Annotated in this window: 24 protein-coding genes and 1 riboswitch; of the genes, 5 read left to right on the top strand and 19 right to left on the bottom strand. The window is 68.2% G+C overall.

Annotated features, from left to right (window positions below; genetic code table 11):
* Nucleotide 1 precedes the first annotated feature (1 nt).
* From thiL to ISP17_RS04255, 8 genes are all read right to left on the bottom strand, one after another.
* Nucleotides 2–991 (bottom strand): thiamine-phosphate kinase, encoded by a 990-nt coding sequence (thiL, locus tag ISP17_RS04290; RefSeq protein ID WP_404630372.1) that lies wholly within the window; start codon nt 989–991, stop codon nt 2–4.
* Between the two features lie 27 nt (nt 992–1,018).
* Complete coding sequence (locus tag ISP17_RS04285) at nt 1,019–1,591, bottom strand: GNAT family N-acetyltransferase (protein ID WP_404630370.1); 573 nt, start codon at nt 1,589–1,591, stop codon at nt 1,019–1,021.
* Nucleotides 1,591–2,037, bottom strand: coding sequence for a transcription antitermination factor NusB (gene nusB, locus ISP17_RS04280; protein ID WP_404630368.1), 447 nt, complete (start codon nt 2,035–2,037; stop codon nt 1,591–1,593). The genes ISP17_RS04285 and nusB overlap by 1 nt, the downstream gene beginning before the upstream one ends.
* On the bottom strand, nt 2,037–2,498 hold the full coding sequence (gene ribH / locus ISP17_RS04275) for a 6,7-dimethyl-8-ribityllumazine synthase (RefSeq protein ID WP_404630366.1): 462 nt from the start codon (nt 2,496–2,498) through the stop codon (nt 2,037–2,039). Before ribH ends, nusB begins: the two co-directional genes overlap by 1 nt.
* An 84-nt stretch (nt 2,499–2,582) precedes the next feature.
* Nucleotides 2,583–3,503: a muramoyltetrapeptide carboxypeptidase gene (gene ldcA, locus ISP17_RS04270; RefSeq protein ID WP_404630364.1), complete on the bottom strand. Its 921-nt coding sequence runs from the start codon at nt 3,501–3,503 to the stop codon at nt 2,583–2,585.
* 218 nt (nt 3,504–3,721) lie between these two features.
* Complete coding sequence (gene ribBA / locus ISP17_RS04265) at nt 3,722–4,813, bottom strand: bifunctional 3,4-dihydroxy-2-butanone-4-phosphate synthase/GTP cyclohydrolase II (RefSeq protein ID WP_404630362.1); 1,092 nt, start codon at nt 4,811–4,813, stop codon at nt 3,722–3,724.
* Nucleotides 4,814–4,964: 151 nt separating this feature from the next.
* Nucleotides 4,965–5,606: a riboflavin synthase gene (locus tag ISP17_RS04260; protein ID WP_404630360.1), complete on the bottom strand. Its 642-nt coding sequence runs from the start codon at nt 5,604–5,606 to the stop codon at nt 4,965–4,967.
* 128 nt (nt 5,607–5,734) lie between these two features.
* Nucleotides 5,735–5,903: riboswitch (FMN riboswitch) on the bottom strand.
* Nucleotides 5,904–6,020: 117 nt separating this feature from the next.
* The gene (locus ISP17_RS04255; RefSeq protein ID WP_404630359.1) at nt 6,021–6,935 is read right to left on the bottom strand and encodes a LysR family transcriptional regulator; all 915 of its coding nucleotides are present in this window, start codon (nt 6,933–6,935) and stop codon (nt 6,021–6,023) included.
* A gap of 88 nt (nt 6,936–7,023) precedes the next feature.
* On the opposite strand from ISP17_RS04255, the gene ISP17_RS04250 reads away from it, so the two are divergent.
* Nucleotides 7,024–8,034 (top strand): zinc-dependent alcohol dehydrogenase family protein, encoded by a 1,011-nt coding sequence (locus ISP17_RS04250; protein WP_404630357.1) that lies wholly within the window; start codon nt 7,024–7,026, stop codon nt 8,032–8,034.
* Between the two features lie 5 nt (nt 8,035–8,039).
* Here the strand turns inward: ISP17_RS04250 and ribD are convergent, their stop codons facing one another.
* From ribD to ISP17_RS04230, 4 genes are all read right to left on the bottom strand, one after another.
* Nucleotides 8,040–9,101 carry a bifunctional diaminohydroxyphosphoribosylaminopyrimidine deaminase/5-amino-6-(5-phosphoribosylamino)uracil reductase RibD gene (gene ribD, locus ISP17_RS04245; RefSeq protein WP_404630355.1) on the bottom strand — a complete coding sequence of 354 codons (1,062 nt, stop codon included), beginning with the start codon at nt 9,099–9,101 and terminating at the stop codon, nt 8,040–8,042.
* Between the two features lie 173 nt (nt 9,102–9,274).
* Nucleotides 9,275–9,805, bottom strand: coding sequence for a transcriptional regulator NrdR (gene nrdR, locus ISP17_RS04240; protein ID WP_404630353.1), 531 nt, complete (start codon nt 9,803–9,805; stop codon nt 9,275–9,277).
* Nucleotides 9,806–9,906: 101 nt separating this feature from the next.
* Nucleotides 9,907–11,175: a serine hydroxymethyltransferase gene (gene glyA, locus ISP17_RS04235; RefSeq protein ID WP_404630351.1), complete on the bottom strand. Its 1,269-nt coding sequence runs from the start codon at nt 11,173–11,175 to the stop codon at nt 9,907–9,909.
* Between the two features lie 44 nt (nt 11,176–11,219).
* Complete coding sequence (locus ISP17_RS04230) at nt 11,220–12,125, bottom strand: DUF817 domain-containing protein (protein WP_404630349.1); 906 nt, start codon at nt 12,123–12,125, stop codon at nt 11,220–11,222.
* A 193-nt stretch (nt 12,126–12,318) separates the two neighbouring features.
* Between ISP17_RS04230 and ettA the strand changes: the two genes are divergently transcribed.
* From ettA to pyrF, 3 genes are read left to right on the top strand one after another with little or no spacing between them, the layout of a single operon-like run.
* Nucleotides 12,319–13,980: an energy-dependent translational throttle protein EttA gene (ettA, locus tag ISP17_RS04225; protein WP_404630347.1), complete on the top strand. Its 1,662-nt coding sequence runs from the start codon at nt 12,319–12,321 to the stop codon at nt 13,978–13,980.
* Between the two features lie 4 nt (nt 13,981–13,984).
* Nucleotides 13,985–14,461: a cupin domain-containing protein gene (locus ISP17_RS04220; protein WP_404630345.1), complete on the top strand. Its 477-nt coding sequence runs from the start codon at nt 13,985–13,987 to the stop codon at nt 14,459–14,461.
* Nucleotides 14,462–14,486: 25 nt separating this feature from the next.
* Nucleotides 14,487–15,302 carry an orotidine-5'-phosphate decarboxylase gene (gene pyrF, locus ISP17_RS04215; protein WP_404630343.1) on the top strand — a complete coding sequence of 272 codons (816 nt, stop codon included), beginning with the start codon at nt 14,487–14,489 and terminating at the stop codon, nt 15,300–15,302.
* Between the two features lie 88 nt (nt 15,303–15,390).
* Here pyrF and ISP17_RS04210 read toward each other — a convergent pair whose 3' ends face one another.
* From ISP17_RS04210 to ISP17_RS04180, 7 genes are all read right to left on the bottom strand, one after another.
* A complete protein-coding gene (locus tag ISP17_RS04210) occupies nt 15,391–16,515 on the bottom strand; it encodes a hypothetical protein (protein ID WP_404630341.1) in 1,125 nt (374 codons plus the stop codon).
* A 936-nt stretch (nt 16,516–17,451) separates the two neighbouring features.
* Nucleotides 17,452–17,829, bottom strand: a complete 378-nt coding sequence (locus tag ISP17_RS04205; protein ID WP_404630339.1) for a hypothetical protein — start codon at nt 17,827–17,829, stop codon at nt 17,452–17,454.
* A gap of 235 nt (nt 17,830–18,064) precedes the next feature.
* On the bottom strand, nt 18,065–19,189 hold the full coding sequence (locus ISP17_RS04200; RefSeq protein WP_404630337.1) for an acyltransferase family protein: 1,125 nt from the start codon (nt 19,187–19,189) through the stop codon (nt 18,065–18,067).
* 20 nt (nt 19,190–19,209) lie between these two features.
* Nucleotides 19,210–19,965, bottom strand: a complete 756-nt coding sequence (locus ISP17_RS04195; protein WP_404630335.1) for a queuosine precursor transporter — start codon at nt 19,963–19,965, stop codon at nt 19,210–19,212.
* A gap of 84 nt (nt 19,966–20,049) precedes the next feature.
* Nucleotides 20,050–20,331, bottom strand: a complete 282-nt coding sequence (locus ISP17_RS04190) for a DUF427 domain-containing protein (protein ID WP_404630333.1) — start codon at nt 20,329–20,331, stop codon at nt 20,050–20,052.
* A 1-nt stretch (nt 20,332) separates the two neighbouring features.
* The gene (def, locus tag ISP17_RS04185) at nt 20,333–20,869 is read right to left on the bottom strand and encodes a peptide deformylase (RefSeq protein WP_404630331.1); all 537 of its coding nucleotides are present in this window, start codon (nt 20,867–20,869) and stop codon (nt 20,333–20,335) included.
* 69 nt (nt 20,870–20,938) lie between these two features.
* Nucleotides 20,939–21,757, bottom strand: a complete 819-nt coding sequence (locus ISP17_RS04180) for a DUF4197 domain-containing protein (RefSeq protein ID WP_404630329.1) — start codon at nt 21,755–21,757, stop codon at nt 20,939–20,941.
* Nucleotides 21,758–21,928: 171 nt separating this feature from the next.
* On the opposite strand from ISP17_RS04180, the gene ISP17_RS04175 reads away from it, so the two are divergent.
* Nucleotides 21,929–24,007, top strand: a complete 2,079-nt coding sequence (locus ISP17_RS04175; protein ID WP_404630327.1) for a carbon starvation CstA family protein — start codon at nt 21,929–21,931, stop codon at nt 24,005–24,007.
* Nucleotides 24,008–24,015 lie beyond the last annotated feature (8 nt).

Genomic DNA, 24,015 nt, shown 5'->3' with positions numbered 1-24,015 from the left:
GTCATCGTGCAGCGTCGTCAGCGAAATGATCCCAGCCGCGGCGCGCCGGCGTGAGCCACTCGCCCTCCGTACCGCACACGCGCACGCCGGGCGCCTCGACGATGCGACCGATGCGCGTGGCGCCGCAGCCGAGGCGCGCGAGATCCGCCTGCACCTCGCCTGCCAGCGCCGGCGGCACGGTGAAGCACAGCTCGTAATCGTCGCCGCCGGCCAATGCGTAGTCGTGGGCCGCCGCTTCGTCGCAACTGCCGAGCAGCGCGGAGGACAGCGGCAGCCGCTCCACCTCGATCTCCGCGCCCACGGCGCTGGCCGTGCACAGATGGCCGAGGTCGGCGAGCAGGCCATCGGAGACGTCGATGCAGGCGCTGGCGCGGCCTCGGAGCGAGAGCCCCGCTGCAACCCGCGGCTGCGGACGATTGAGGCGCGCGCGCAGGAAGCCGCGGCGCTTTTCCTCGTCGGGGTCGGTACTGGGTGCCAATCGCTGCAACCCCGCAGCCGCGTCGCCCAGCGTGCCGGTGACGAACACCAGGTCGCCCGCGCGCGCGCCGTCGCGGCGCAGCGCCTGTCCCGGCGGCACAAAGCCGTGCACCGCCACCGAGAGCGTGAACGGCCCGCGCGTGGTGTCCCCGCCGACCAGCGCCACGCCGTACGCCTGTGCGAGCTGCGCGAAGCCGTCGGCAAGGCCGTCGACGCGCGCGGCCTGCGCCGCTGCCGGCAGCTCCGGCAGAGTGAGCGCGAGCAGCGCCCATGCCGGCGTGGCGCCCATCGCGGCGAGGTCGGACAGGTTCACCGCCAGCGCTTTCCAGCCGATGTCGGCCGGCGCCGTGCCGTGCGGAAAATGCACGCCCTCGACCAACGTGTCGATCGCCACCGCCAGCTCCTGCCCGGCCGGTACGGCGAGCAGCGCGGCGTCGTCGCCGATGCCCAGGCGCACGTCCTCGCGCACCTGCGCGGTGCGCGCGTGGATGCGGTCGATCAGGCGGAATTCCATCAGCGCATGGCCATCGGCGGCGGGCCGTCAGCTGCCGGCCGGGGCCGGCACGTCGCGCGTGAACAGGCGGATCGGCGCATCGTGGAAGGTGGTCTCGCACCAGGCACGAAAGCCGGCCTTCTCCGCCACCCGGAGCGAGGCGACGTTTTCCGGCGAGATGATGCAGGCCGCACGGTGCGCGCCCAGATAAGCATCGCCCCAGGCGAGGACGGCCGCCAGCGCCTCGCTGGCGTAGCCGCGCCCGTGCACCGCAGGCGCCAGCACCCAGCCCAGTTCCAGCATGCCGTCCAGCGAAGGGGTGATCTGACGCTGGAAGTCGGCATAGCCGAGATCGCCGACCAGCGCGCCGCTGGCCTTCTCCTCCACCGCCCAGAAGCCGTAGCCGAGCAGCGGCCACATGCCGCCGTAGCGCAGCAGGCGCATCCACACGTCCTGCCGCGTGGCCGGCACGCCGCCGATGTAGCGGTAGACGTCCGGCTCGGACCAGATCGCGTGCAGCGCATCGAAGTCGTCCGCACGATGCGGACGCAGGCGCAGGCGCGGCGTCTCCAGCACGGGCGCCTGCCGCAGCACGGACGCGCCGGCCAGGGTGAACACCATCAGCCGCGCTTCTCCACCGCGCGAAGCTGCGCGGCCAGCTTGTCCAGCACACCGTTGACGTAGCTGTGGCCGTGGTCGGCGCCAAAGCGCTTGGTCACCTCGATCGCCTCGTTGATCACCACGCGGTAGGGCACGTCTGGGCGATAGCCCAGCTCGTAGGCGGCCAGGCGCAAGGCGGCGCGCTCGATCGGATCGATCTGCGCCACTTCGCGGTCGATGTGCGGGCGCAGGCTGGCGTCCAGCGCATCGACGTGCTTTTCCACGCCGTGCAGCAGGTCCTCGAAGTATTCGAGGTCGGCGATTTCCATGTCCTGCTCGTGGCGGAACTGCTCGATCACCGCGCTCATGTGGCTGCCCGACAGCTGCCACGCATACAGCGCCTGCAGCGCACGGCGCCGCGCGCGCGAGCGCGCGGCCATGTCGATGCCCTGGCTCGGCGGCGCCATCACAGCTGCCCGTAGAGGTTGACCATTTCCAGCGCGGCCATGGCTGCGTCCACACCCTTGTTGCCGGCCTTGGTGCCCGAGCGCTCGATCGCCTGCTCGATGGAGTCGGTGGTCAGCACGCCGAACGCGACCGGCACGCCCGAGGCGTAGGCCGCCTGGGCCAGGCCCTTGGCGCATTCGCCGGCGACGTAGTCGAAATGCGGAGTCGAGCCGCGGATCACCGCGCCCAGCGCGATCACCGCGGCGTACTTGCCCGAGGCCGCCACCTTGTGCGCGGCCAGCGCGATTTCCCACGCGCCCGGCACGCGGATCAGCTCGATGTTGTCGTCCTTTACGCCGTGGCGCACCAGCGCGTCGCGCGCACCGGCCACCAGCGGCTCCACCACGAAGCCATTGAAGCGGCCGGCGACGATGGCAAAGCGGCCCTTGGGCGTGGCGAAGTTGCCTTCGATGGTTTTCATGCAGGTGGTCCTCGGTGGGCGCACGGCCCGGGGCAGACCGCACATTTTACGGGTTTGCGGCGCCCGCCGCTCGGGCACGGCGGCTCAGGCCAGGTGCGGATACCCGGAGAAGCTCAACGAGGCTTGTGTGCCGCTGACCTGCAGCCGTGCCGGCACGCCGAACGGCAGCGTGACCTTGGCCGGCGCGTGGCCGAACGGCAGCCCGTCGAGCACCGGGATGCCGGCCACCTTGCGGATCTGCGCAAACGCCTCGTCCAGGTCGTAGCCGTTGTCGTAGCCGGCGGGCCGGCAATGGACGAAATCGCCCAGCACCAGCGCCCGCTGGCGGCCGAGTACGCCCGACAGGTGCAGCTGGTAAAGCAATCGCTCGATGCGGAACGGCGGTTCGCCCACGTCTTCCACCACCAGGATGCCGCCGTCGATGCGCGGCAAGTACGGCGTGCCCAGCAGGCTGCACAGCATGGCGAGGTTGCCGCCCCACAGCGGGCCTTCCACGTCCAGCGCGTGCTCGCCGGAGGTGGCCCATGCGGCTTGGCCCTGGCCGTTGCGCAGGGTGCTCCAGAAATGTTCGAGCGTGTGCGCGCTCGGCTCGGCCGCGCCGAAATCCGGCCCCAGCATGGGTCCGCTGAAGGTCGGCAGGCCCGCCTTCGCCAGCAGGGCGAGCTGGATCGCGGTGAAATCGCTGTGACCGACCAGCACCAGCGGCTCGCCGCCGAGCCGTTCGCGCAGGGCGCCGTAATGCAGATGCTCCAGCAGCCGCGTGGCGCCGTAGCCACCGCGCACCGCCAGCGCGATGTCCGGCAGCACATCCAGCGTGGCGAGCGCGTTGAGGTCGGCGGCGCGCTCGGCGTCCGTACCGGCAAAACGGGACGCGCTGCGTTCCAGCACCGCAGCGCCCTCGACCGAACAGCCCGCCTCGCGCAGCCGCGCCACGCCGCGCGCCATCGCGTCGCGATCGTGCGGGTAGCCGGAGGGGGCGATCAGGCGAATGTGAGTGGCAGGCATGGTCTGGGTCGAAGCAGCGAGGGAAAAGTCAGGGGATCGTAGAGCAAGGTGGGGCGGCGATCGTGGCTGCGGTGGGGCCGGGGCGGGTCCTTCGACTGCGGCCTTGGCGGCCCACGCTCAGGGCGAACGGATTGAGATCTGGCCGGATAACCGCAAACCGTTCGCCCTGAGCGTCGCGATGCTGGTCGAAGGGCCGGCCGCATCGGCCGATCCATCGCTCACACGTACTCGACCACTTCCAGCCCGAACCCACCCAGCCCCACCAGCTTGCGCGGCGTGCCAATCACGCGCAGGCGGTGCACGCCGAGGTCGGCCATGACCTGCGCGCCAAGGCCGAGCTGGCGCCACTGGTTGTGCTGGGCGTCCTCGGCGCTGACCGTGGCCGGCTGGCCCTTCAGACGCGCAAGCAGGGCCTCGGGGGTATCTTCGCCGGACAGCACCAGCAGCACGCCGCGGCCCTCGTCGGCGATGCGCCGCAGCGCGGCAGTGACGGTGAGGCCGAGGTCATCGCGGTTCAGGTGCAGCACGTCCGACAAGGTGTTGCGCACGTGCACGCGGCTGAGCACCGGGGCGCCGTCATCCACCGTGCCCTTGACCAGGGCGAAGTGCAGGCCGCGGCGAATCGCGTCGCGGTAGGCGATCAGGCGGAACGGACCGAACTCGGTATCCACGTCTTCCTCATGCACGCGCTCGACGGTCTTCTCGGTCTCCAGCCGGTAGCGGATCAGGTCGGCGATGGTGCCGATCTTCAGACCGTGCTTCTTCGCGAACACTTCCAGCTCGGGACGGCGCGCCATCGAGCCGTCCTCGTGCAGGATCTCGATCAGGATCGCCGCCGGCTCCAGCCCGGCCAGCGCGGCCAGGTCGCAGCCCGCCTCGGTGTGGCCGGCACGGGTGAGCACGCCGCCGGGCTGCGCGGTGAGCGGGAACACGTGGCCCGGCTGCGAGAGGTCCTGCGGCTTCGCGTCGGACTTCACCGCCACCTGGATGGTGCGGGCGCGGTCGTGCGCCGAGATGCCGGTGGTGACGCCCTCGGCCGCCTCGATCGAGACGGTGAAGTTGGTGTGGTATGGCGAGGTGTTGTCGCTGACCATCGGACGCAGGCCGAGCTGCCGCGTGCGCTGTTCGGTGAGCGTGAGGCACAGCAGGCCGCGCGCCTCGCGCACCATGAAGTTGACGTCCTCCGGCCGCACCATCTGCGCGGCCATCACGATGTCGCCCTCGTTCTCGCGATCCTCGTCATCGAGGATCACGACCATGCGGCCGGCGCGGATGTCTTCGAGGATCTCGGGGATGGTGTTGAAGCTCATGGGGCTGAACCTTGGGAATGGGGACGGAGCGAAGAGCGAGGAGCGAGAAGTGAGTGGAGAGGAGTGAGAAGTGAGAGGGAGCAAGTGCGCGTCACACCCGATGCCTTCTCTCACTCCTCACTTCTCGTTCCTCACTCCTCGCTCCTCGCCTTCAGGCGAAGCCGTGCTGCTTGAGAAACTCGACGTCGATGCCGGACGCCTGCCCGCCACCGATCAGCCGCTCGACGTAGCGGGCGATCACATCCACCTCGATGTTCACCGCGTCGCCGACGCGGCGCGCGTGAAAGGCAGTGTGCTCGACCGTGTGCGGAATCAGGTTGACGCCGAAGCGATGACCGTTGACCTCGTTCACCGTGAGACTGGTGCCGTCGATGCACACCGAGCCCTTGGCCGCGATGTAGCGCGAGATGGCCGCCGGCACCTCGAAGGTCCAGCGCTGCGAGCGCCCGTCCGGAGTGATCGACACCACCTTGCCGACGCCGTCGACGTGGCCGGACACCAGATGCCCGCCGAGTCGGTCGGCCAGGCGCAGTGCCTTCTCGAGGTTCACCGGATCACCGGCCTTGAGCTGGCCCAGCGTGGTGAGCGACAGCGTCTCGTTGGAAACATCCGCGCCGAAACCGTGCGCGTCCAGCGTGACGGCGGTGAGGCACACGCCGGACACGGCGATCGAGTCACCCAGCTGCACGTCGGCGAGGTCGAGGCCGGCTGTATCGACATACAGCCGCACGTCGCCGCCGCGCGGCTCCAGCCGCACCAGGCGGCCGACGGTCTGGATGATTCCAGTAAACATCAGCGCCACCCCGGGGTGGGATGGGCATTCAAGTCGGACGTGTGGATCATGAAACGTTTCCCGCGCAGTGGCTTGCGAAAAACGCCCCAAGGCGCATGGTCGGCGCGCGCCGACCAAGGCGCCCGCCGTACCGTCTTCTCTCATCCGGACTTTCTGGAAACCGTTCGGGTTTCCAACCGTCGGCTCCGGCTTCTGACCGGATCTGCTGACCTTCCGGCCAGGGCCGGAAGCGCTCGCGGGCTCGTGCCTTGGCACCTTACCGCCGGTGGGGAATCGCACCCCGCCCTGAAGACGTCGTTGTCTGTTGCCGCCAGCGAACTGGCCGCAGAAGTCTAGCATCCCGTGCCAGCGCCCGGCGCCGGGGAACGTCCGCCATCGCGCACGCAGCGTTTCCGTTGCCGGCATGCAGCAACATCAACCGGCTACGGTCAGCTCCGTCGCCAGGAAGTCGATCAGCCGACGCAGCGCCGGGACACGATCCGCCCCCGGCAACCACACCAGATGCACGGGCGAGCTCAAAAGCTCCCAGTCGGGCATCACCTCCACCAGCCGTCCGGCCGACACCAGCGGATCGGCCATGTAATCGCCCTGGATGCCGATACCCACGCCGGCAAGCAGCGCATCGCGGACAGCCATCGAATCGTTGCAGGCCAGCACCGGATCAATGCGCACCGAGCGGCGCCGGCGCTGGCGACTGAACTGCCACAACGTGCCGGTGCGCAGGCCGCTGAAGGCCACGCAGCGGTGCGCCTTGAGCTCCACCGGATCGCTGGGTGCCGGTGCGGTCGCCAGGTAGGACGGCGCAGCGCACAGGTAGCGCCGCATGGTGCCCACGCGCCTGGCCACCAGCTGGGCGTCCGCCAGCTTGCCCACACGCACGGCCAGATCGATGCGCCCGGCCACCAGGTCGACGTAGGCATCGTCGTAGGTCGCCTCGATGCGCACCTGCGGATGCGCTGCGGCGAAGCGCGCCAGCAGCGGTGCGATACGAACGCGCCCGTACGACCCTGGCACATGGACGCACAAGCGACCGGCCGGCTCGCCATCGCCGGGACGCAGGCCCGTGGCCAGATCCTGCATCACCGCCTCCAGCCGCTCGCACTGCGCGAGCAACCGCTCGCCGCGCTGGGTCAGCGTCACGCTCCGGGTGGTGCGCAGGAACAGTTTCCCCCCGATTGCCGCTTCCAGCGACGCGATGCGCCGACTAAGCACCGAAGGCGTGCAACCCGCATCGCGCGCGGCACGGGTGAAGTTCAACCGCCGTGCCGCCGCCGCAAAGGCACGCAGCTCGCGCAGACGGTTGGGCGTCAGTTCGAATGATTGATTCATCTGGCGAATGAAAGAAATGCTTTACCGGCGGATTATCACTCCGGGCAGGGCAGTCCACCATCGCCGGCATCGCAACCCGGAGCCCGTCATGCACAGCTATCAACTGACCCGTTTTGGCCTGGACCATCTGCAGCTCTCCGAGCAGCCCGCACCCCGCCCCGGCCCGGGCCAGGTGCTGGTGAAGATGGAAGCCGCCTCGCTCAACTTCCGCGACCACCTGCTGGTGAACGGCCAGCTCTACCGCGACGTGCCGCTGCCGCTGGTGCCGGTGTCGGATGGCGCCGGCACGGTACTGGAAGTCGGCGACGGCGTTGCCCGCTTCAAGCCCGGCGACCGCGTGACCACCTTCTACAAGACCCGCTGGATCGCCGGCGCGATGCGGCCGGAATGGGAGGGCGCGGACCTCGGCGGACCCGGTCCCGGGGCCATGCGTGAACTGGCCTGCTACGACGCCTATGCGCTGGCGCGCGCGCCCGCGCACCTCAGCTCACTGGAAGCAGCCACGCTGCCCATCGCGGCGCTCACCGCATGGACGGCGCTGGAGCAGGCACGCCTGACCAGCGGACAGACGGTGCTGCTGCTGGGCACCGGCGGCGTCTCGCTGTTCGCGCTGCAACTGGCGAAGGCACGCGGCGCGCGGGCCATCGTGCTCTCCTCCAGCGACGAAAAGCTCGAACGCGCCCGGGTGCTGGGGGCCGACCTCGGCATCAACTACGCCAGGCTGCCGAGCTGGGGCGCCGCCGTGCGCGAGGCCAGCGGCGGGCGCGGAGTGGACGCCGTGGTCGAAACGGTGGGTGCCTCCACCTTCGAGCAGTCGATGGACGCCGTGGCGATGCACGGTTTCGTGGGCATCGTCGGCTTCATGGGCGGCAGGCAGGCGCCGCTGCCGCTGGTGCAGGCGATCCTCAAGCGGGTGCGGCTGCAAGGCCTCTCGGTGGCGTCGCTGGCGGAGCACGAGCGCATGGTGGCCGCGCTCGAGGCCATCCGGCTCAAGCCGGTGCTCGATGCGGTCTACGGCTTTGGCGAGCTGCGCGAAGCCTTCGAACATCTCGCCGCGGGCCGGCATTTCGGCAAGATCGGCATCGACTTCGCGAAGTGAACTGCTCAGGCGCCTGCCGGACGCAGGCGCAGGCGCAGATCGCTCCCCAGCATGCGCTGGTCCAGCAACTGCAGTTTCCAGCGTGCGTCCATGTCCGCGAGCGCTGGAAGGTGCAGCAACGGGCGGGCATCGTCGCCAAGCAGCACCGGCGCGATGTACACCAGCAGCTCGTCCACCAGGCCCGCTTCGAGCAGCGCCCCGCCGAGCGTGGGACCGGCCTCCACGTGCACCTCGTTGCAGCCCCGCGCCGCAAGGCGCTGCAGCACCTCGCCCAGGTCCAGGCCCCGGCCGCGCTCGCCGACCACCGTGCGCTCGACGCCCGCCAGATGCGCCGGTACGTCAGCGTCGGCCCCATGCAGCAGCAGCGACGGGGCGGCGGCGTCGAGGATGTGGCTGCCGGCCGGCGTGCGCAGGCGCCGATCGAGCACCACCCGCAGCGGCGGCGCGATCTCGGTATCCGTCGGCAGGCGCACGGTGAGCCGGGGGTTGTCGGCCAGGATGGTGCCGCTGCCGCTGAGGATGGCCGAGCTGCGCGCACGCCAGCGCTGGCCGTCGGCGCGCGCGGCCTCGCCTGTGATCCACTGCGAGGCGCCGTTGGCCAGCGCGGTGCGGCCGTCCAGGCTCATCGCCAGCTTGACCCGCACGAACGGACGCCCGCGCTCTATGCGGTGGAAGAATCCCGCGTTGAGTTCGCGCGCCGGCTCGCGCATCAATCCCGTCTCCACCGTGATGCCGGCGGCGCGCAGACGCGCCAACCCCGCGCCTTCAGCCTGCGAAGTGTCCTCGGCGGCGATCACCACACGCTGCACGCCGGCGGCGATCAGCGCGTCCGCGCACGGCGGCGTGCGGCCGTGCAGGCCGCAGGGTTCCAGCGTGACGTAGGCGGTGGCGCCGTGCCCCCGCTCGCCGGCCTCGCGCAGGGCGAACACCTCGGCGTGCGGACCACCGGCGCGCCGGTGCCAACCCTCGCCCACCACAGCGTCGCCGTGGGCGATCACGCAGCCCACGCGGGGGTTCGGCTGGGTGGTGAACAGCCCACGCTCGGCCAGCGCGAGCGCATGCGTCATGTGTCGGTGGTCGGTCGCTGTGAATGCCATCAGGGCGAGGAGTGAGCAGCCAGGAGCGGGAGGCCGGAGCGACACAGTCTGCCCCAGGAGAGAGAAGCACACATCACGCAGATCATCGGGAGACGGCCGGGCCGGACGAGAGAAGCTTCCTCTCGCACTTCATCCCTATCCACTCACTTCTCGCTCTTGCGCGACTTCCTGGCTACCGCATCGCCGCCCAGCAGCGACAGCTGCAGCTTTTCCAGCTCAGGCAGGTCGCGCTCGAGTTTCTCGATCTCCTCGCGGAACGCCTGCACGTCCTCGAAGCGGCGGTAGACCGAGGCGAAGCGCACGTAGGCGACCTGGTCGAGCTTGCCGAGTTCGCGCATCACCAGCTCGCCGATGTGGCGCGACGGCACCTCGCGTTCTCCACTGCGGCGCAGGTCGTTGATGATCTCGCGCACCGAGGTGTCCACGTCGTGGCTGGCGACCGGGCGCTTCTGCAGCGCGCGCTCGAAGCTGGTGCGCAGCTTGCGCTCGTCGAAAGCCTCGCGCCGCTCGCCGCTCTTCACGATCGCCGGCAGCTTCAGCTCGGCGGTCTCGAAGGTGTTGAAGCGCTCGCCGCACTGCGGACACTCGCGACGGCGACGCACGGTGGCACCGTCGTCGGTGAGCCGCGAGTCGATCACGCGGGTGTCTTCGTGCTGGCAGAAGGGGCAATGCATAAAGGCTCAGGAGTGAAGGTAGAGAAGTGAGGAGTGAGAGGAAAGCAACAGCGGGCGCGGCTTTCTCTCAATCCTCGCTCCTCTCAACTCACTTCTCGCTCTCAGCCGTACACCGGAAACTTCTTGCACTGCGCCTCGACCTTGGCGCGCACGTTGGCGATCACCGCCTCGTCGGCCGGCGCGTCGAGCACGTCGCAGATCCAGTTGGCCAGCTCCACGCAGTCCGCTTCGAGGTAGCCGCGGGTGGTGACGGCGGGGGTGCCCACGCGCAGGCCGGAGGTGACGAAGGGCTTCTGCGGGTCGTTCGGCACGGCGTTCTTGTTCACCGTGATGTGCGCCTTGCCCAGCGCTGCCTCCGCGTCCTTGCCGGTAACGCCCTTGCCGATCATGTCGATCAGCATCAGGTGGTTCTCGGTGCCGCCGGAGACGATCTTGTAGCCGCGCGCGATGATGGTCTTCGCCATCGCCTGCGCGTTCTTCACCACCTGGGTCTGATAGGCCTTGAACTCGGGTTCCAGCGCCTCCTTGAAGGCCACCGCCTTGGCGGCGATCACGTGCATGAGCGGACCGCCCTGGATGCCGGGGAAGACGATCGACTGCAGCTTCTTGGCGATCTCCTCGGCCGCCGCGCCCATGCCCTGATTGCTGGCGACGATGATGCCGCCGCGCGGACCGCGCAGGGTCTTGTGGGTGGTGGAGGTGACCACGTGGGCGTGCGGCAGCGGGCTGGGGTAGACGCCCGCGGCGACCAGTCCGGCGACGTGTGCCATGTCCACGAACAGGTAGGCGCCAACCTTGTCGGCAATGGCGCGGAAGCGCGCCCAGTCCAGCACCTGCGAGTAGGCGCTGAAGCCGGCCACGATCATCTTCGGCTGGTGCTCCACCGCGAGGCGCTCGACCTCGTCCATGTCGACGATGCCGTTGGCGTCCACGCCGTACTGCACGGCGTCGAGGATCTTGCCCGACAGGTTGACCTTGGCACCGTGGGTGAGGTGGCCGCCGTGGGCCAGGCTCATGCCCAGGATCTTGTCGCCCGGCTGCAGCAGAGCGAAGTACACCGCCTGATTGGCCTGCGAGCCGGAATGCGGCTGCACGTTGGCATAGTCGGCGCCGAACAGCTGCTTGACCCGGTCGATCGCCAGCTTCTCGGCCACATCGACGTATTCGCAGCCGCCGTAGTAGCGCTTGCCCGGGTAGCCCTCGGCGTACTTGTTGGTGAGCTTGGAGCCCTGGGCCTCCATCACGCGCGGGCTGGCGTAGTTCTCCGAGGCGATCAGCTCGACGTGATCCTCCTGACGCTGGCCTTCGTCGGCGATGGCCTGGGCCAGTTCGGGGTCGTAACCGGCGATCGTGCAGTCCTTCGGGAACATTCGGGAGCCTCGGCAGGGTCAGGGTGGGAACAGGACGCGAAAGTTTAACGCTGACGGCGGTTTGCGGCCACCGGCGCGCTTGCCGCACCCCGCCGCGGCGTCTGTCGCCGATGCACCGCCGAGACCAGCACGTAGCTGATCACCATCAGCAGCAGCCACGAACCGAGCTTGGCCAGCGGCACCGGATGCCAGCCGGCGCGCTGGGCGGGATAGAGCCAGGCGTGGGTGTAGGTGCCCACGTTCTCGGCCAGCCAGATGAACAGCGCCACCAGCACGAATCCCAGCAGCAGCGGCATCCGCCGATGCACCCGGCGGATGCGGTAATGCACCCAGGTGCGGCCGAACAGCGCCGCCAGCGCGGCGAACAGCAGCCAGCGGGCGTCCGGCAGATAGTGGTGGCTGAAGAAATTCACGTAGATCGCCACGGCCAGCACCACCGTGGCGCCGAACGGCGGATGACGACTGAAGCGGAAATCGAACAGCCGCCACGCCCGTGCGATGTAGCTGCCCACCGCTGCGTACATGAAGCCGGTAAACAGCGGCACCCCGCCCAGGTGCAGCACCGACGGTCCGGGATACGTCCATGACCCCACCGCCGTCTTGAACAGCTCCATCGCCGTGCCGACCACGTGGAACAGCGCGATGACCCTGGCCTCCTCGCGGCTCTCCAGCCCGGTCGCCAGCAGCACCAGCTGGATCGCCAGCGCTGACAGCGTGAGGAAGTCGTAGCGCGACAGCGCCGCGTGCGCCGGATACCAGCGCCAGCTCGCCACCAGCAGGGCCACCATCAGCCCGCCGAACAGGCAGGCGGAGACCTGCTTGAGGCCGAAGCGGACGAACTCGTGCGCCAGCACGCCCGGCCAGCCCAGGTGCCGCGCCCGCCGCGCGATCCTGGCGTCCAGCCGAACCAGCCGGCGGCCTACGCTTGCGCTCCTGCGTACCGCCTCCATATCGCCCCCGTCACCCCGGATCGTGTCGAAAGAGCGAGCGTGGAGCGTGGCCGAGCCGATGCCGGGCCGCGTGCAGGCCCGCGCCATGGCAGCGACATGGCCGATCGGCGATAATCGCCAGTCTTTTCCCTTTGTTCTCTACCTTGCCGGGCCGCGCGCAAACGCGGCTTGCGGACGCCTTTCGGGAGCCAGCATGCAGTACATCTACACCATGAACGGGGTGAGCAAGATCGTCCCCCCGAAGCGCCAGATCATCAAGGACATCTCGCTCAGCTTCTTCCCCGGCGCCAAGATCGGCCTGCTGGGCGTGAACGGCGCCGGCAAGTCCACCGTGCTGCGGATCATGGCCGGCGTGGACAAGGACTATCAGGGCGAGGCCCGTGCCCAGCCCGGCATCAAGGTCGGCTACCTGGCGCAGGAGCCGGACCTGAATCCGGAAAAGACCGTGCGCGAAGTGGTCGAGGAAGGCGTGTCCGAGATCCTCGACGCACAGAAGCGGCTGGAAGAGGTCTACGCCGCCTATGCCGAGGAAGGCGCCGATTTCGACGCGCTGGCCAAGGAGCAGGAGAAACTGGAAAACCTGCTGGCCGCCAACGATGCCCACGCGCTGGAACGCCAGCTGGAAGTGGCCGCCGACGCGCTGCGCCTGCCGCCGTGGGATGCCAAGGTAGGCCCGCTGTCCGGTGGCGAGAAGCGCCGCGTGGCGCTGTGCCGCCTGCTGCTGTCCAAGCCGGACATGCTGCTGCTGGACGAGCCTACCAACCATCTGGATGCCGAGTCGGTGGACTGGCTGGAGCAGTTCCTGCAGAACTATCCGGGCACCGTGGTAGCGGTCACCCATGACCGCTACTTCCTCGACAACGCCGCCGAGTGGATCCTCGAGCTCGACCGCGGCCGCGGCATTCCGTGGAAGGGCAACTACACCGAGTGGCTGGAGCAGAAGGACGCCCGCCTGAAGCAGGAAGCGAACCAGGAGAAGTCGCGCCAGAAGGCGATCGAGAAGGAGCTGGAGTGGGTGCGTTCGGCCGCCAAGGGCCGCCAGTCCAAGGGCAAGGCGCGCCTGGCCCGCTTCGAGGAGCTCAACTCGGTCGAGTACCAGCGCCGCAACGAGACCAACGAGATCTTCATCCCGCCGGGCGAGCGCCTGGGCCAGGAAGTGATCGAGTTCAAGAACGTCACCAAGTCGTTCGGCGACCGCGTGCTGATCGAGAACCTCTCGTTCAAGGTGCCGCCCGGCGCGATCATCGGCGTGATCGGCCCCAACGGCGCGGGCAAATCCACCCTGATGAAGATGATCATGGGCAAGGAGCAGCCGGACTCGGGCGAGGTAAAGCTCGGCCACACGACCAAGCTGGCCTACGTCGACCAGTCGCGCGATGCGCTCGACCCGAAGAACAACGTGTGGCAGGAAGTGTCCGGCGGCTCGGACATCCTCACCATCGGCAACTTCGAGATCCAGTCGCGCGCCTACATCGGCCGCTTCAACTTCAAGGGCACCGACCAGCAGAAGATCGTCGGCAGCCTCTCCGGTGGTGAGCGCGGCCGCTTGCACATGGCCAAGACCCTGCTGCAGGGTGGCAATGTGCTGCTGCTCGACGAGCCGTCCAACGACCTGGACGTGGAAACCCTGCGCGCGCTGGAAGACGCCCTGCTGGAATTCCCGGGCAGCGCGATCGTGATCTCGCATGACCGCTGGTTCCTCGACCGCATCGCCACCCACATCATCGCGTTCGAAGGCGACTCCCACGTGGAGTTCTTCCCGGGCAACTACAACGAGTACGAAGCGGACAAGAAGCGCCGCCTCGGCGACGAAGGCGCCCGCCCGCACCGCGTGAAGTACAAGAAGCTGGTCTGACGCCGTGGATGACACCAAGCTGCCCATAGCGATCGATGCCGGTGACGCCCCCGCGCGCACCGGCTCGGGCTATCCCGCGCCGTTCGCCGCGCAGATGGGCGACCGGCTGCGGCGCAGGCTGGGCGACGTGTTCGGCCTGACCGCTTTCGGCGTCAACCTGGCCCGGCTCGGACCCGGCGCGCACTCGGCACTACGCCATGCACACCACCTCGAGGACGAGTTCGTCTACATCCTCGAGGGCACGCCGACCCTGCTCACCGACGCCGGCGAGACACCGCTGCGCCCGGGCATGTGCGCCGGCTTCAAGGCCGGTACCGGCGACGGCCACGCGCTGGTCAACCGCAGCGACGCGGAGGTGCTGTACCTGGAGATCGGCGCGCGCTGCGTCGGCGAGACGGTCGATTACCCGGACGTCGATCTCAAGGGCGCCACCCTCGACGGGCGCTGGACCTACCTGCACAAGGACGGCACGCCGTACTGACGGCCGCCCTCCCGAGGAACCCGCGATGAGCTTCATGCAAACCCTTGCCGACGCCTGGCAGCGCCACGATTCGCTGGTCTGCGTGGGCCTCGATCCCGAGCTGGGCAAGCTGCCGGCGCAGCTGAAGGGGCGGCCCGACGCGGTATTCGAATTCTGCGCAGCCATCGTCGACGCCACCGCCGACCTCGCCTGCGCGTTCAAGCCGCAGATCGCCCACTTCGCCGCGCTGCGCGCCGAAGACACGCTGGAACGGCTGATCGCGCACATCCACGACAAGCACCCCGGCATACCGGTGATCCTCGACGCCAAGCGCGGCGACATCGGCTCAACCGCGCAGCATTACGCCAGCGAGGCGTTCGAGCGCTTCGGCGCCGACGCGGTGACGCTCAATCCGTACATGGGCCGCGACTCGATCGCGCCGTTCCTGGAGCGCGCCGACAAGGGCGTGATCCTGCTGTGCCGCACCTCCAATCCGGGCGGCGCGGACTTCCAGGCGCTGGACTGCGGCGGCGCGCCGCTCTACCTGCGCGTGGCCGAGACCGTCGCGCGCGAGTGGAACGGCAACGGCAACTGCGCACTGGTCTGCGGCGCCACCTGGCCGGAGGAACTGGGCCAGGTCCGCGCCCGCGTCGGTGACATGCCACTGCTGGTGCCGGGCATCGGCGCCCAGGGCGGCGACGTGGCGGCCGTGCTCCGCCACGGCCTCACCGCCGACCGCACCGGCCTGATGATCAACTCCTCGCGCGGCATCCTTTACGCCGGCCAGGGCGAGGACTTCGCCACCTCCGCCCGCGCGGCGGCATTGGAACTGCGCGACATGATCAACCAGCTGCGTCGCTGAGCAAGGGGCCCAGAGCAATTCCAGCCACGAAACGGAAAGGGCCGCAGCTCACGCCGCGGCCCTTTCGTTTCTGCACTGATTACGCGTCTTACTGCACGACCGGATGGGCGATGTCGCACTCGTTGGTGTCGTTCGACCAGGTGCTCTGCATGGCGAAGGTGCCGTTGGCCATCACCACGTCGGCCGACCTGCCCTGACCGGAGGAGATCCAGGCGCACTCATCGCCGTTCTCCTGGCCGTAGCTGCTGCTCCTGCGGGTCAGATTGGTCCAGCCACCGGCCGGGTTCTGGTCGGTAACGGTCTCGGCATACTCGTGGCCCTCCACGATTGAGAAGCCATCGAGCACACCCGCCGCACCGCTGTTGACGAAGTTCTCGCCGCAGCTGGTACCCATGTCGTAGACATACGGCATATTGGTGAACGCCACGTCGCCGACAGTCGAGCTCACGCCCTGGTCACCGTTCCAGTCGTGCCACGCGCAGAACTGGCCACTGGAGGTGTTGAAGCCGTCCGGATGCGTGCCGCTCGGCGACAGGATCACGTACTGCACGTAACGGTTGGATGCCGCGGTGGTATTGCCGAAATGCTGCGCGGCCTTGATCGCCTCCTGTGCCAGCTGGGCGCCGGTCGCCTGCGAGGGCGAGGACACCGAGTTGTCATACCAGATGCCGGCCAGTGCGCCGCCGGTCGGATAACCGATGTGCGGCGCACCCGAAGGGCAGAACGTCGCGCCACTTGAAACCAGCGGGCCGTCGCAGTACTGGGTCATCGTGCCCGACCACAGCTCGCCGCCCGTGCCCAGACCCGCGAACAGCTTCTCCAGATACGGTACGGCGCCTACCGCATCGTTCGACAGCGTCATGTTGCCGCTGGCGTCGGTGCCGGCGGTGCCCCACTGGCTGCCGTAGACCACCAGATAGACCTTGGGCGTGCCGCTGGTCACCCCGATCCCGTCGACACCCCCGCCGAAACCCAGCAGCTTCGACGACGCGGTGCCCGACGTCCGGGCGGCGTGCAGCGCGGCCCATGACCGCATCAGATCATGTGCCTCACGGGTCGGCACCGGGCCGTGCCGATAGGCATGACCGTAAGCCGGCGAATACGGATTGGTATCGGAACTGCCCGGTGCCGCGCCGGCCATGGCGCCGGCGGAAACGCCGAGCAGGGCAGCGGCACCGATAATGCCGAGCCAGCGACTGCTGTATTTGGACATGCGAAAACTCCCCAAACTGGTTGAGTGATAGGCGATCGATGTGATGCAGACGCGAATTACGCGTCGCGCCCCGCGCACGCAGAAAATCTCTGTCATTGCGGCAATATCAGCCGATATGCAGATGCACGACCTCCCTCCCCAGGGAGACGCCGAGCGGATGGACATTAATCCGACCATTACTCGATGCGCAACAAGCATTTTTCACTTATCTGGACAAGACGAACTGGCAATCTACGCGGAATTTGTCAGGCAAATTTGTCCAATCAATGCAACTACTTGCAATCAGAATCGGGGGCATCTAAATAGTCCGCCGCGCAAGGTATTGCGAAATACTCCACGAGCCGAAATTAATTGCGTTCGCACAAATGCGAACTACATCAATTAATGGCGACAATTTCGTGCGAAACCGCAAGTGTTTCCGCAGGAATGCGAGACTGCGCATCTTCGATCGACGAGCGCCGCACGATTGGTGCGAAATACGCAGCCTCGCACCTTAATCCGCTTTAAAACCATCCCCAGACGGATGCTGGTCGCGTGTTTTCGATCGATGGCCCGGGCCGGTCCGACAGGGCACGGCTTTACTTTGTCCCGACAAGCGACGTCGACCTTTTGCAGCGGGCGCACCAGCCCCTTCTTCGCGTACGGAACCGCCAGGCGGGTCAGCGCTGCTCCGGTTTTCCACGCGCGTTCATGGCAGCCCCGCGCTCTCCCGCCAACCCGGTGCAACCCGACATGCGGAACGAACGCCATAGCCGTGACACGCCAGAACACCGGCAGACCTGGACACTCCGGCCGGAGACGCATGCCCTCGGACGACCGGCAATACCGGCATCGACAACTGGCTCTCGCCGACGACCTGACCGGCACGCAAGAGCCGACAGCACGGCAATGAGCCGGCATCGTGCGGGTCATGCCCCAGCCACGATGGCACTTACTTCAGCGTGTATGCACCCAGTACACGTAGACGCCGTTGGCACGGTCGTCGGCGCGATGACCCTCGCGCCCTTCCACCACGTTGCCCCAGGTCGATCGCAGTGCGCCGGCCTGCACGCGATCGACGCGCACCTGCTCGCCACGCGGAATGATGAAGCTGGCCTCCACCACCATCACGCCGTCGCGCTCGAACACCAGCGTGGCCGGCTTGCCGGCGCCCGCGCCCCACCCCATGTGCACCTCGCACGCGACGGGGGAGAACACGCCGCGGTTGTCCAGACTCCAGCCCTCTGTCTTGCTCAGCAGGGACTGCAGGTGCGGATCGTCCCAGTCGACGGTATTGCCGGCGGCGGCGGCGCGTGGCTTGTCGAAATGGCTCATGCCGGCCACCATCCCGCACCGCCCGTCAACCGGACGTGGTCGGCCACCAGGCCGCGGCCTTGGCCCGCAAAGGCCGCCGTGCCGGCGGCCTCGAGCGGGTCCGGACAAGCGGAACGACGGGTTGCACGGCATACCATACCGGGCCTATCGGCCGAGCCGCAGGTTTCTTGAGGCGCCTTGCCGGTCTGGTCGTCGAACGCACGCCTGTCGGCGCAAAGTGAAGCTTGCGCCAGGGTCAGGCCGATGTGCCGCCTGCAATTGACGGCACGGAGCCGCGGCCCCTGAGCCATCGCTCGCAGGGCTGCGAAAAGGCGCGGGCGACCAGCCAGCCCAGCCACCAGGCCAGCAGCAGGGTGGGCAGGTACCACCACAAGCCCGCGCGCGGATCGCCGCCCATGGCACGCCACAGTCGCACGGCAGTGAACACCACGAACATGTGGGTGAGATAGATCTCGTAGCTCAGTCGTCCCCAGCTTTCGAGCCAGCCGAACCCGCGCAGGCGGTTGCGTGAAGGTGCCGACGGCGACATGCCCACCAGCAGGCACAGCGTCGCGACGGTGAGCATCAGCATCACGCCGTCGCGCATGGTGCGCCACAGCCAGGATGCGGTGAGCGTCATCATGGCGAGCATCGCCGCGCCACCGAACCAGCGCAGCGCGCGGGCATCGCGGGCGGCAGGTGGCCACGCGCGCACCCACAACGCACCCAGGATCCCGGTCGCGATGGCCGCCATGCCCGGCAGATACGCCTTCTCCTTCCACACCTCGTTGCCGGCAATCGACGCCAGCGACCACGGCAGCGACAGCGCGAGCAGCACCAGCAGCGGCACCAGCACCGCACGCCGGCGCGTGAGCAGGCATACGAGTGGAAAGCCGAGGTAGAAGGCCTCCTCGATCGACAGCGACCACAGCACGTCCCAGTTGCCCGGGAGATAGCCCGTCTGCCCTTCATACCAGTTGAGGTACAGGCCCAGTGCCGAGGCGACGGCACCACCCAGCGACTGCCCGGGGCGCTCGATCACATAGTCCGGCACGTTCAGCGCGTGGAGCAGCGCCAGCACGCCCACCAGCGCCAGCAGGCAGGGCAGGATGCGCGAGGCACGACGCCGGTAGAACGTGGCCAGATCGATTCGCGTCAGGTCGCCCCAGCGATCCAGCGCGTTGCCCGCGATCAGGAAACCGCTGATCACGAAGAACACGAACACGGCCTCGTAGCCGTTGTAGTTCAACGCATTCAACAGCCGGCGCGGCAGCCAGTCACCCAGCGCGGTGTCGCGCAACGGCATGCGCAGGCCCAGGTGGTGCAGCACCACCAGCACGATGGCGAGCCCGCGCAACCGGTCGATGCCGGCGTGGCGCATCGAAGTGGTTCCCGCGCGACTCATTCGACGCGACGCAGCTCGCCCTCGTCCTTCAGGCTGAAGGGATTGAAGTGCGTGCCCTCGTCGAACGTGTCCACGCCTTCATGGCGCTTGAGGAAGCCGACCACGGCATAGGTCAGCGGCGTGAACACCACCTCCACCGTCACCTTCATCAGCCAGTTGAAGGCGATCACCTTGACGATGGTCTGCCCTTCCCAGATGCCGATGAAGGCGATCGGGTAGAAGGTGAGGCTGTCCACGCCCTGGCCGACGAGGGTGGAGCCGATGGTGCGTGTCCACAGCATGCGGCCGCGGGTGAGCAGCTTCATCTTGGCCATCACGAAGGAGTTGGCGAAGTCGCCGATCCAGTACGCCACCAGCGAGGCCAGCGCGATCCGCCAGGTGCCGCCGAACACCACTTCCAGCGCCGGCTGCAGCTGCGCGTTGAACGGCTCCGACGGGCTGGCCGGCATGCGCAGGATCACCTGGGTCATGAAGGTGGCAAACAGCATCGCGCCGAAGCCCGCCCAGATCGCCCGACGCGCCCGCGCGTAGCCGTACACCTCGGTGAGCACGTCGCCGAAGATGTAGCTGATCGGGAAGAACAGGTTGCCGGCACCGAAGGTGAGCGCGCCCAGCAGCGGCAAGGTCACCGTGCACACCTTGGCCGGGCCGATCAGGTTGGAGCACAGCAGCACGGCGACCATGCCGCCGACCAGCAGGTCGTAGTAGCGGAAGCCGCGCAGCGGCGCGGCGGACGGTGCGGACGCGGACATCGGATCCCCCTGGACTTGGCGACGGCGCAGCATACCCGGGCGCCGCGCCGGCGGGGACGCCTGGAGGCGATCCGCCGCGGCGACTCAGTCGATGACCTGCACGCCCTTCCAGAACGCCACGCGGCCGGCGATCTGCTTCGCCGCCTCCTTGGGCGCGGGGTAGTACCAGGCCGCACCCGCATTCACTGCCTCGCCCACTACCACGTCGTAGTAGCTCGCGGTGCCTTTCCACGGGCAGGTGGTGTGGCGGTCGCTGTCGCGAAAATGCTCGCGCCGCAGCGCCTCGGCCGGAAAGTAGTGGTTGCCCTCCACCACCACGGTGTCGTTGCTCTCGGCGAGCACGGTGTCGTTCCAGATTGCGCGCATGTCAGTCGTCTCCCAGAGACTGGCCCGGAAACAGCACCTCGGTGAAGCCGAAGCGGCTGAAGTCGGTGATGCGCGAGGGGTACAGGCGGCCGATCAGGTGATCGCACTCGTGCTGCACCACGCGGGCGTGGAAACCGTCGGCGCGGCGGTCGATCGGCGCGCCCTGCGGGTCCACGCCCTGGTAGCGGATCAGGCTGTAGCGACTGACCACGCCGCGCAGGCCGGGCACGGACAGACAACCTTCCCAGCCTTCCTCCATGTCCTGCGAGAGCGGGGTGATCACCGGGTTGAGCAGGATGGTGCGCGGCACTTCGGGCGCGTCGGGATAACGGTCCGAATGCTCGAAGCCGAAGATCACCAGCTGCAGGTCCACGCCGATCTGCGGCGCGGCCAGACCGACGCCGCCGGCGTGGTGCATGGTGTCGAACATGTCGGCGATCAGTGCGTCGAGCTCGGCGCTGCCGATCATCGTGTCGGGCACGGAAGGCGCCACGCGCAGCAAGCGCGGGTCGCCCATCTTCAGGATCTCGTGGATCATGCGTCGTCCTCACGGCGGGATTCGACTGGACTGCGGGCCACGCCAGTGAAATGCAAGGCCGCCGCGCGCTCAGCGGCCGCCGAACACCTTCTTCAGCAGGTCGGTGGTGCGCGCCGCGGGGTTCTGGCGGATCGACTGCTCCTGCTCGGCGATGGTGGTGAACAGGCCGTCCATGGTCTTCTGCGTGACGTAGTCATCCAGATCCAGCGGACTGTGGCCGCTCTTGGACCCGCCGCCCAGCGCGCCGAGCGAGCCCAGCGCATCGCCGAGCGCGCCACCACCGCTGCCCGAGGTGAACGCCTTGTACTTTTGCGTCACGCCGACGCTGTCGGTGGCCTGCGCCACGATGGGATGGATGCGCGCGGCCAGCGCATCGCCGGCCACGCGGCGGAAAAAGTCGGTAGCCGCATGATCGCCGCCGGAGAGGATGCCGCGGGCGTCGTCGAGGGTCATCTTGCGGATGGCGTCGCCGAAGATATCCGCCACCTGCGGCACCGCCTTCTCCGCGGCGCGGTTGAGGCTCAGCTCGAAGGCGTCGACCTTGGCGCCCTGCCCCAGCTGGCGCGCCAGCTTGCCGGCCTGTTCCAGCTTGCCCGGCAGCGGGATGCGCACCTTGGCGTTGTTCCAGAAGCCGCCCTCGCGGCCCAGCGAATTGATCGCATGGGTGGTGCCCTTGGCGAGCGCTTCCTTCAGGCCGGCGGCGATGTCGCTGGTGGGCAACTGGCTGGTCGCGCTGTTGCTGCCTGCGCGGGACTGCGCGGCCTGCCTGGCCTTGTTCAGCAGATCCTTGAACTGGCCATGGCCGCCGGTGGCCGCGGCGGTTCCGCCGAGAAGCACGCCACCTGCCAGCGCGAGGACAAGCAGGCCGGATCGAACGTTGCTGCGCATGGCACGACTCCTGTGGACGCGGGCCTGCGAGTTTAGTCCTGCCTCCCCGCACCCCACATGACGGACGCGACAACCATTCGACCAAAGGCTAATGGGGCAAGGCCCCTGCGACCATTGACCACTCCGGCCGCGAGGGTGACCCTTGGGTATCTCCACCAGAGGGGTCCTCCCATGCAAGCGACAGCCACATCCACCACGGGGCCCGCAGGAAAACTCCTGTGGGCCCTCATTGCCGTGATCGGCGCCAGTTGTCTCGGCGTCGTGGCGCTGCGCCGCGGCGAACCGATCAACGCGATCTGGCTGGTCGCCGCGGCGATCTCGGTGTTCGTGATCGGCTATCGCTTCTACGGCACCTTCATCAACAACAAGGTGCTGCAGCTCGATCCCAGCCGTGCCACGCCGGCCGTGCTGCGCAACGACGGCCTGGATTACGTGCCGACCGACAAGTGGGTGGTGTTCGGCCACCACTTCGCCGCAATCGCCGGCGCCGGCCCGCTGGTGGGCCCGGTGCTCGCCGCGCAGATGGGCTACCTGCCCGGCACGCTGTGGATCCTGTTCGGCGTGGTGTTTGCCGGCGCCGTGCAGGACTTCATGGTGCTGGGCCTGTCGCTACGCCGCGACGGCCGCTCGCTGGGCAACATGCTGCGTGACGAGCTGGGGCCGTTGCCCGGCGTGGTCGCCATGTTCGGTGTGCTGGTGCTGATGATGATCGTGCTGGCGGTGCTGGCGCTGGTGGTGGTCAAGGCACTCACGCACAGCCCGTGGGGCACCTTCACCGTGGCCGCGACGATTCCGATCGCGTTCCTGATGGGCGGTTACATGCGCTGGTTCCGTCCGGGCCGCATCCTCGAAGTGTCGATCATCGGCCTGGTGCTCCTGCTTGGCTCGATCTGGCTGGGCAAGGCGGTCTACGACTCGCCGGTGTGGGGTCCGATGTTCGACTTCGACGCCAAGCACCTGGCGTGGATGCTGATCGGCTACGGCTTCTTCGCCTCGGTATTGCCGGTGTGGCTGCTGCTGGCGCCGCGCGACTATCTGTCGACCTTCCTCAAGATCGGCACCATCGCGCTGCTGGCGATCGCCATCTTCATCGCCGCACCGACCCTGCAACTGCCGGCGGTGACCAAGTTCATCGACGGCACCGGACCGGTGTTCGCCGGCAACCTGTTCCCGTTCCTGTTCATCACCATCGCCTGCGGCGCGGTGTCGGGCTGGCACTCGATCATCGCCTCGGGCACCACACCCAAGCTGTTGGCCAATGAAGGCCAGGCGCAGATGGTGGGCTACGGCGGCATGCTGATGGAGGCCTTCGTGGCGATCATGGCGCTGGTGGCCGCCGCGTCGTTGCATCCGGGCGTGTACTTCGCGATGAACTCGCCGGGCGCGCTGATCGGTGACACCGTGCAGAGCGCGGCCACGGCGATCAGCCAGATGGGCTTCGTGGTGACCCCTGATCAGCTGGCACAGACCGCCAAGGACATCGGCGAGGGCTCGATCCTCAGCCGCGCCGGCGGCGCGCCGACGCTGGCGGTAGGCATGGCCCAGCTGCTGCACGGGATCATCCCCGGCGAAGGCATGGTGGCCTTCTGGTACCACTACGCGATCCTGTTCGAAGCGCTGTTCATCCTGACCACGGTCGATGCCGGCACCCGCGTGGGCCGCTTCATGATCCAGGAGATCGCAGGCCTCATCCACAAGCCGCTGCAGCACACCGAGTCGTGGACCGGCAACCTCGTGGCCACGGTGATCTGCGTGGCGCTGTGGGGTTACTTCCTCTACCAGGGCGCGGTAGACCCGCTGGGCGGCATCAACACGCTGTGGCCACTGTTCGGCATCGCCAACCAGATGCTCGCTGCGATCGCCCTGATGCTGTGCACCGTGGTGGTGGTGAAGCTCAAGCGCGAGCGCTACATGTGGGCACCGGGCATCCCGGCGCTGTGGCTGATCGTGTGCACGATGACCGCCGGTTACGAGAAGCTGGTCGGCCCGATCAGCTTCACCGCGGCGGCCAACAAGTACGCCCAGGGCATTGCCGACGGCAAGCTGCTCGCCCCGGCCAAGTCGGCCGTGGAGATGCAGCGGATCGTCACCAACAACTACGTGGACATGGCGCTCACCGGCCTGTTCATGGCCCTCGTGGTGGCGATGGCGCTGTTCGTGCTCAACGCGATCGCCAAGGCAATGAAAGCCAACCGCCCCACCGCGCAGGAAGAGCCCTACGTGGCATTGAGCAGCGTGGCGCAGTCGTGAGCACCGCG

The organism is Dyella ginsengisoli, from assembly GCF_044904665.1.
GTDB lineage: Bacteria > Pseudomonadota > Gammaproteobacteria > Xanthomonadales > Rhodanobacteraceae > Dyella_A > Dyella_A ginsengisoli.
Note: the sequence above shows the minus strand (reverse complement) of the source record. Positions and strands in the feature narration are given on the sequence as shown.

What these genes read in the sequence shown, in the direction of transcription:
- ribD (WP_404630355.1), bottom strand. Translation starts at nt 9,101, where the DNA reads ATGACGCATGCGCTCGCGCTGGCCGAGCGTGGGCTGTTCACCACCCAG.
- ribBA (WP_404630362.1), bottom strand. Translation starts at nt 4,813, where the DNA reads ATGAGCTTCAACACCATCCCCGAGATCCTCGAAGACATCCGCGCCGGC.
- ISP17_RS04175 (WP_404630327.1), top strand. Translation starts at nt 21,929, where the DNA reads ATGCAAGCGACAGCCACATCCACCACGGGGCCCGCAGGAAAACTCCTG.
- ISP17_RS04255 (WP_404630359.1), bottom strand. Translation starts at nt 6,935, where the DNA reads ATGAATCAATCATTCGAACTGACGCCCAACCGTCTGCGCGAGCTGCGT.
- ISP17_RS04205 (WP_404630339.1), bottom strand. Translation starts at nt 17,829, where the DNA reads ATGAGCCATTTCGACAAGCCACGCGCCGCCGCCGCCGGCAATACCGTC.
- glyA (WP_404630351.1), bottom strand. Translation starts at nt 11,175, where the DNA reads ATGTTCCCGAAGGACTGCACGATCGCCGGTTACGACCCCGAACTGGCC.
- ISP17_RS04260 (WP_404630360.1), bottom strand. Translation starts at nt 5,606, where the DNA reads ATGTTTACTGGAATCATCCAGACCGTCGGCCGCCTGGTGCGGCTGGAG.
- ISP17_RS04195 (WP_404630335.1), bottom strand. Translation starts at nt 19,965, where the DNA reads ATGTCCGCGTCCGCACCGTCCGCCGCGCCGCTGCGCGGCTTCCGCTAC.
- ettA (WP_404630347.1), top strand. Translation starts at nt 12,319, where the DNA reads ATGCAGTACATCTACACCATGAACGGGGTGAGCAAGATCGTCCCCCCG.
- nrdR (WP_404630353.1), bottom strand. Translation starts at nt 9,805, where the DNA reads ATGCATTGCCCCTTCTGCCAGCACGAAGACACCCGCGTGATCGACTCG.
- pyrF (WP_404630343.1), top strand. Translation starts at nt 14,487, where the DNA reads ATGAGCTTCATGCAAACCCTTGCCGACGCCTGGCAGCGCCACGATTCG.
- ISP17_RS04285 (WP_404630370.1), bottom strand. Translation starts at nt 1,591, where the DNA reads ATGGTGTTCACCCTGGCCGGCGCGTCCGTGCTGCGGCAGGCGCCCGTG.
- ISP17_RS04250 (WP_404630357.1), top strand. Translation starts at nt 7,024, where the DNA reads ATGCACAGCTATCAACTGACCCGTTTTGGCCTGGACCATCTGCAGCTC.
- ISP17_RS04200 (WP_404630337.1), bottom strand. Translation starts at nt 19,189, where the DNA reads ATGCGCCACGCCGGCATCGACCGGTTGCGCGGGCTCGCCATCGTGCTG.
- thiL (WP_404630372.1), bottom strand. Translation starts at nt 991, where the DNA reads ATGGAATTCCGCCTGATCGACCGCATCCACGCGCGCACCGCGCAGGTG.
- ISP17_RS04230 (WP_404630349.1), bottom strand. Translation starts at nt 12,125, where the DNA reads ATGGAGGCGGTACGCAGGAGCGCAAGCGTAGGCCGCCGGCTGGTTCGG.
- ISP17_RS04180 (WP_404630329.1), bottom strand. Translation starts at nt 21,757, where the DNA reads ATGCGCAGCAACGTTCGATCCGGCCTGCTTGTCCTCGCGCTGGCAGGT.
- ISP17_RS04190 (WP_404630333.1), bottom strand. Translation starts at nt 20,331, where the DNA reads ATGCGCGCAATCTGGAACGACACCGTGCTCGCCGAGAGCAACGACACC.
- ISP17_RS04210 (WP_404630341.1), bottom strand. Translation starts at nt 16,515, where the DNA reads ATGTCCAAATACAGCAGTCGCTGGCTCGGCATTATCGGTGCCGCTGCC.
- nusB (WP_404630368.1), bottom strand. Translation starts at nt 2,037, where the DNA reads ATGGCGCCGCCGAGCCAGGGCATCGACATGGCCGCGCGCTCGCGCGCG.
- def (WP_404630331.1), bottom strand. Translation starts at nt 20,869, where the DNA reads ATGATCCACGAGATCCTGAAGATGGGCGACCCGCGCTTGCTGCGCGTG.
- ldcA (WP_404630364.1), bottom strand. Translation starts at nt 3,503, where the DNA reads ATGCCTGCCACTCACATTCGCCTGATCGCCCCCTCCGGCTACCCGCAC.
- ribH (WP_404630366.1), bottom strand. Translation starts at nt 2,498, where the DNA reads ATGAAAACCATCGAAGGCAACTTCGCCACGCCCAAGGGCCGCTTTGCC.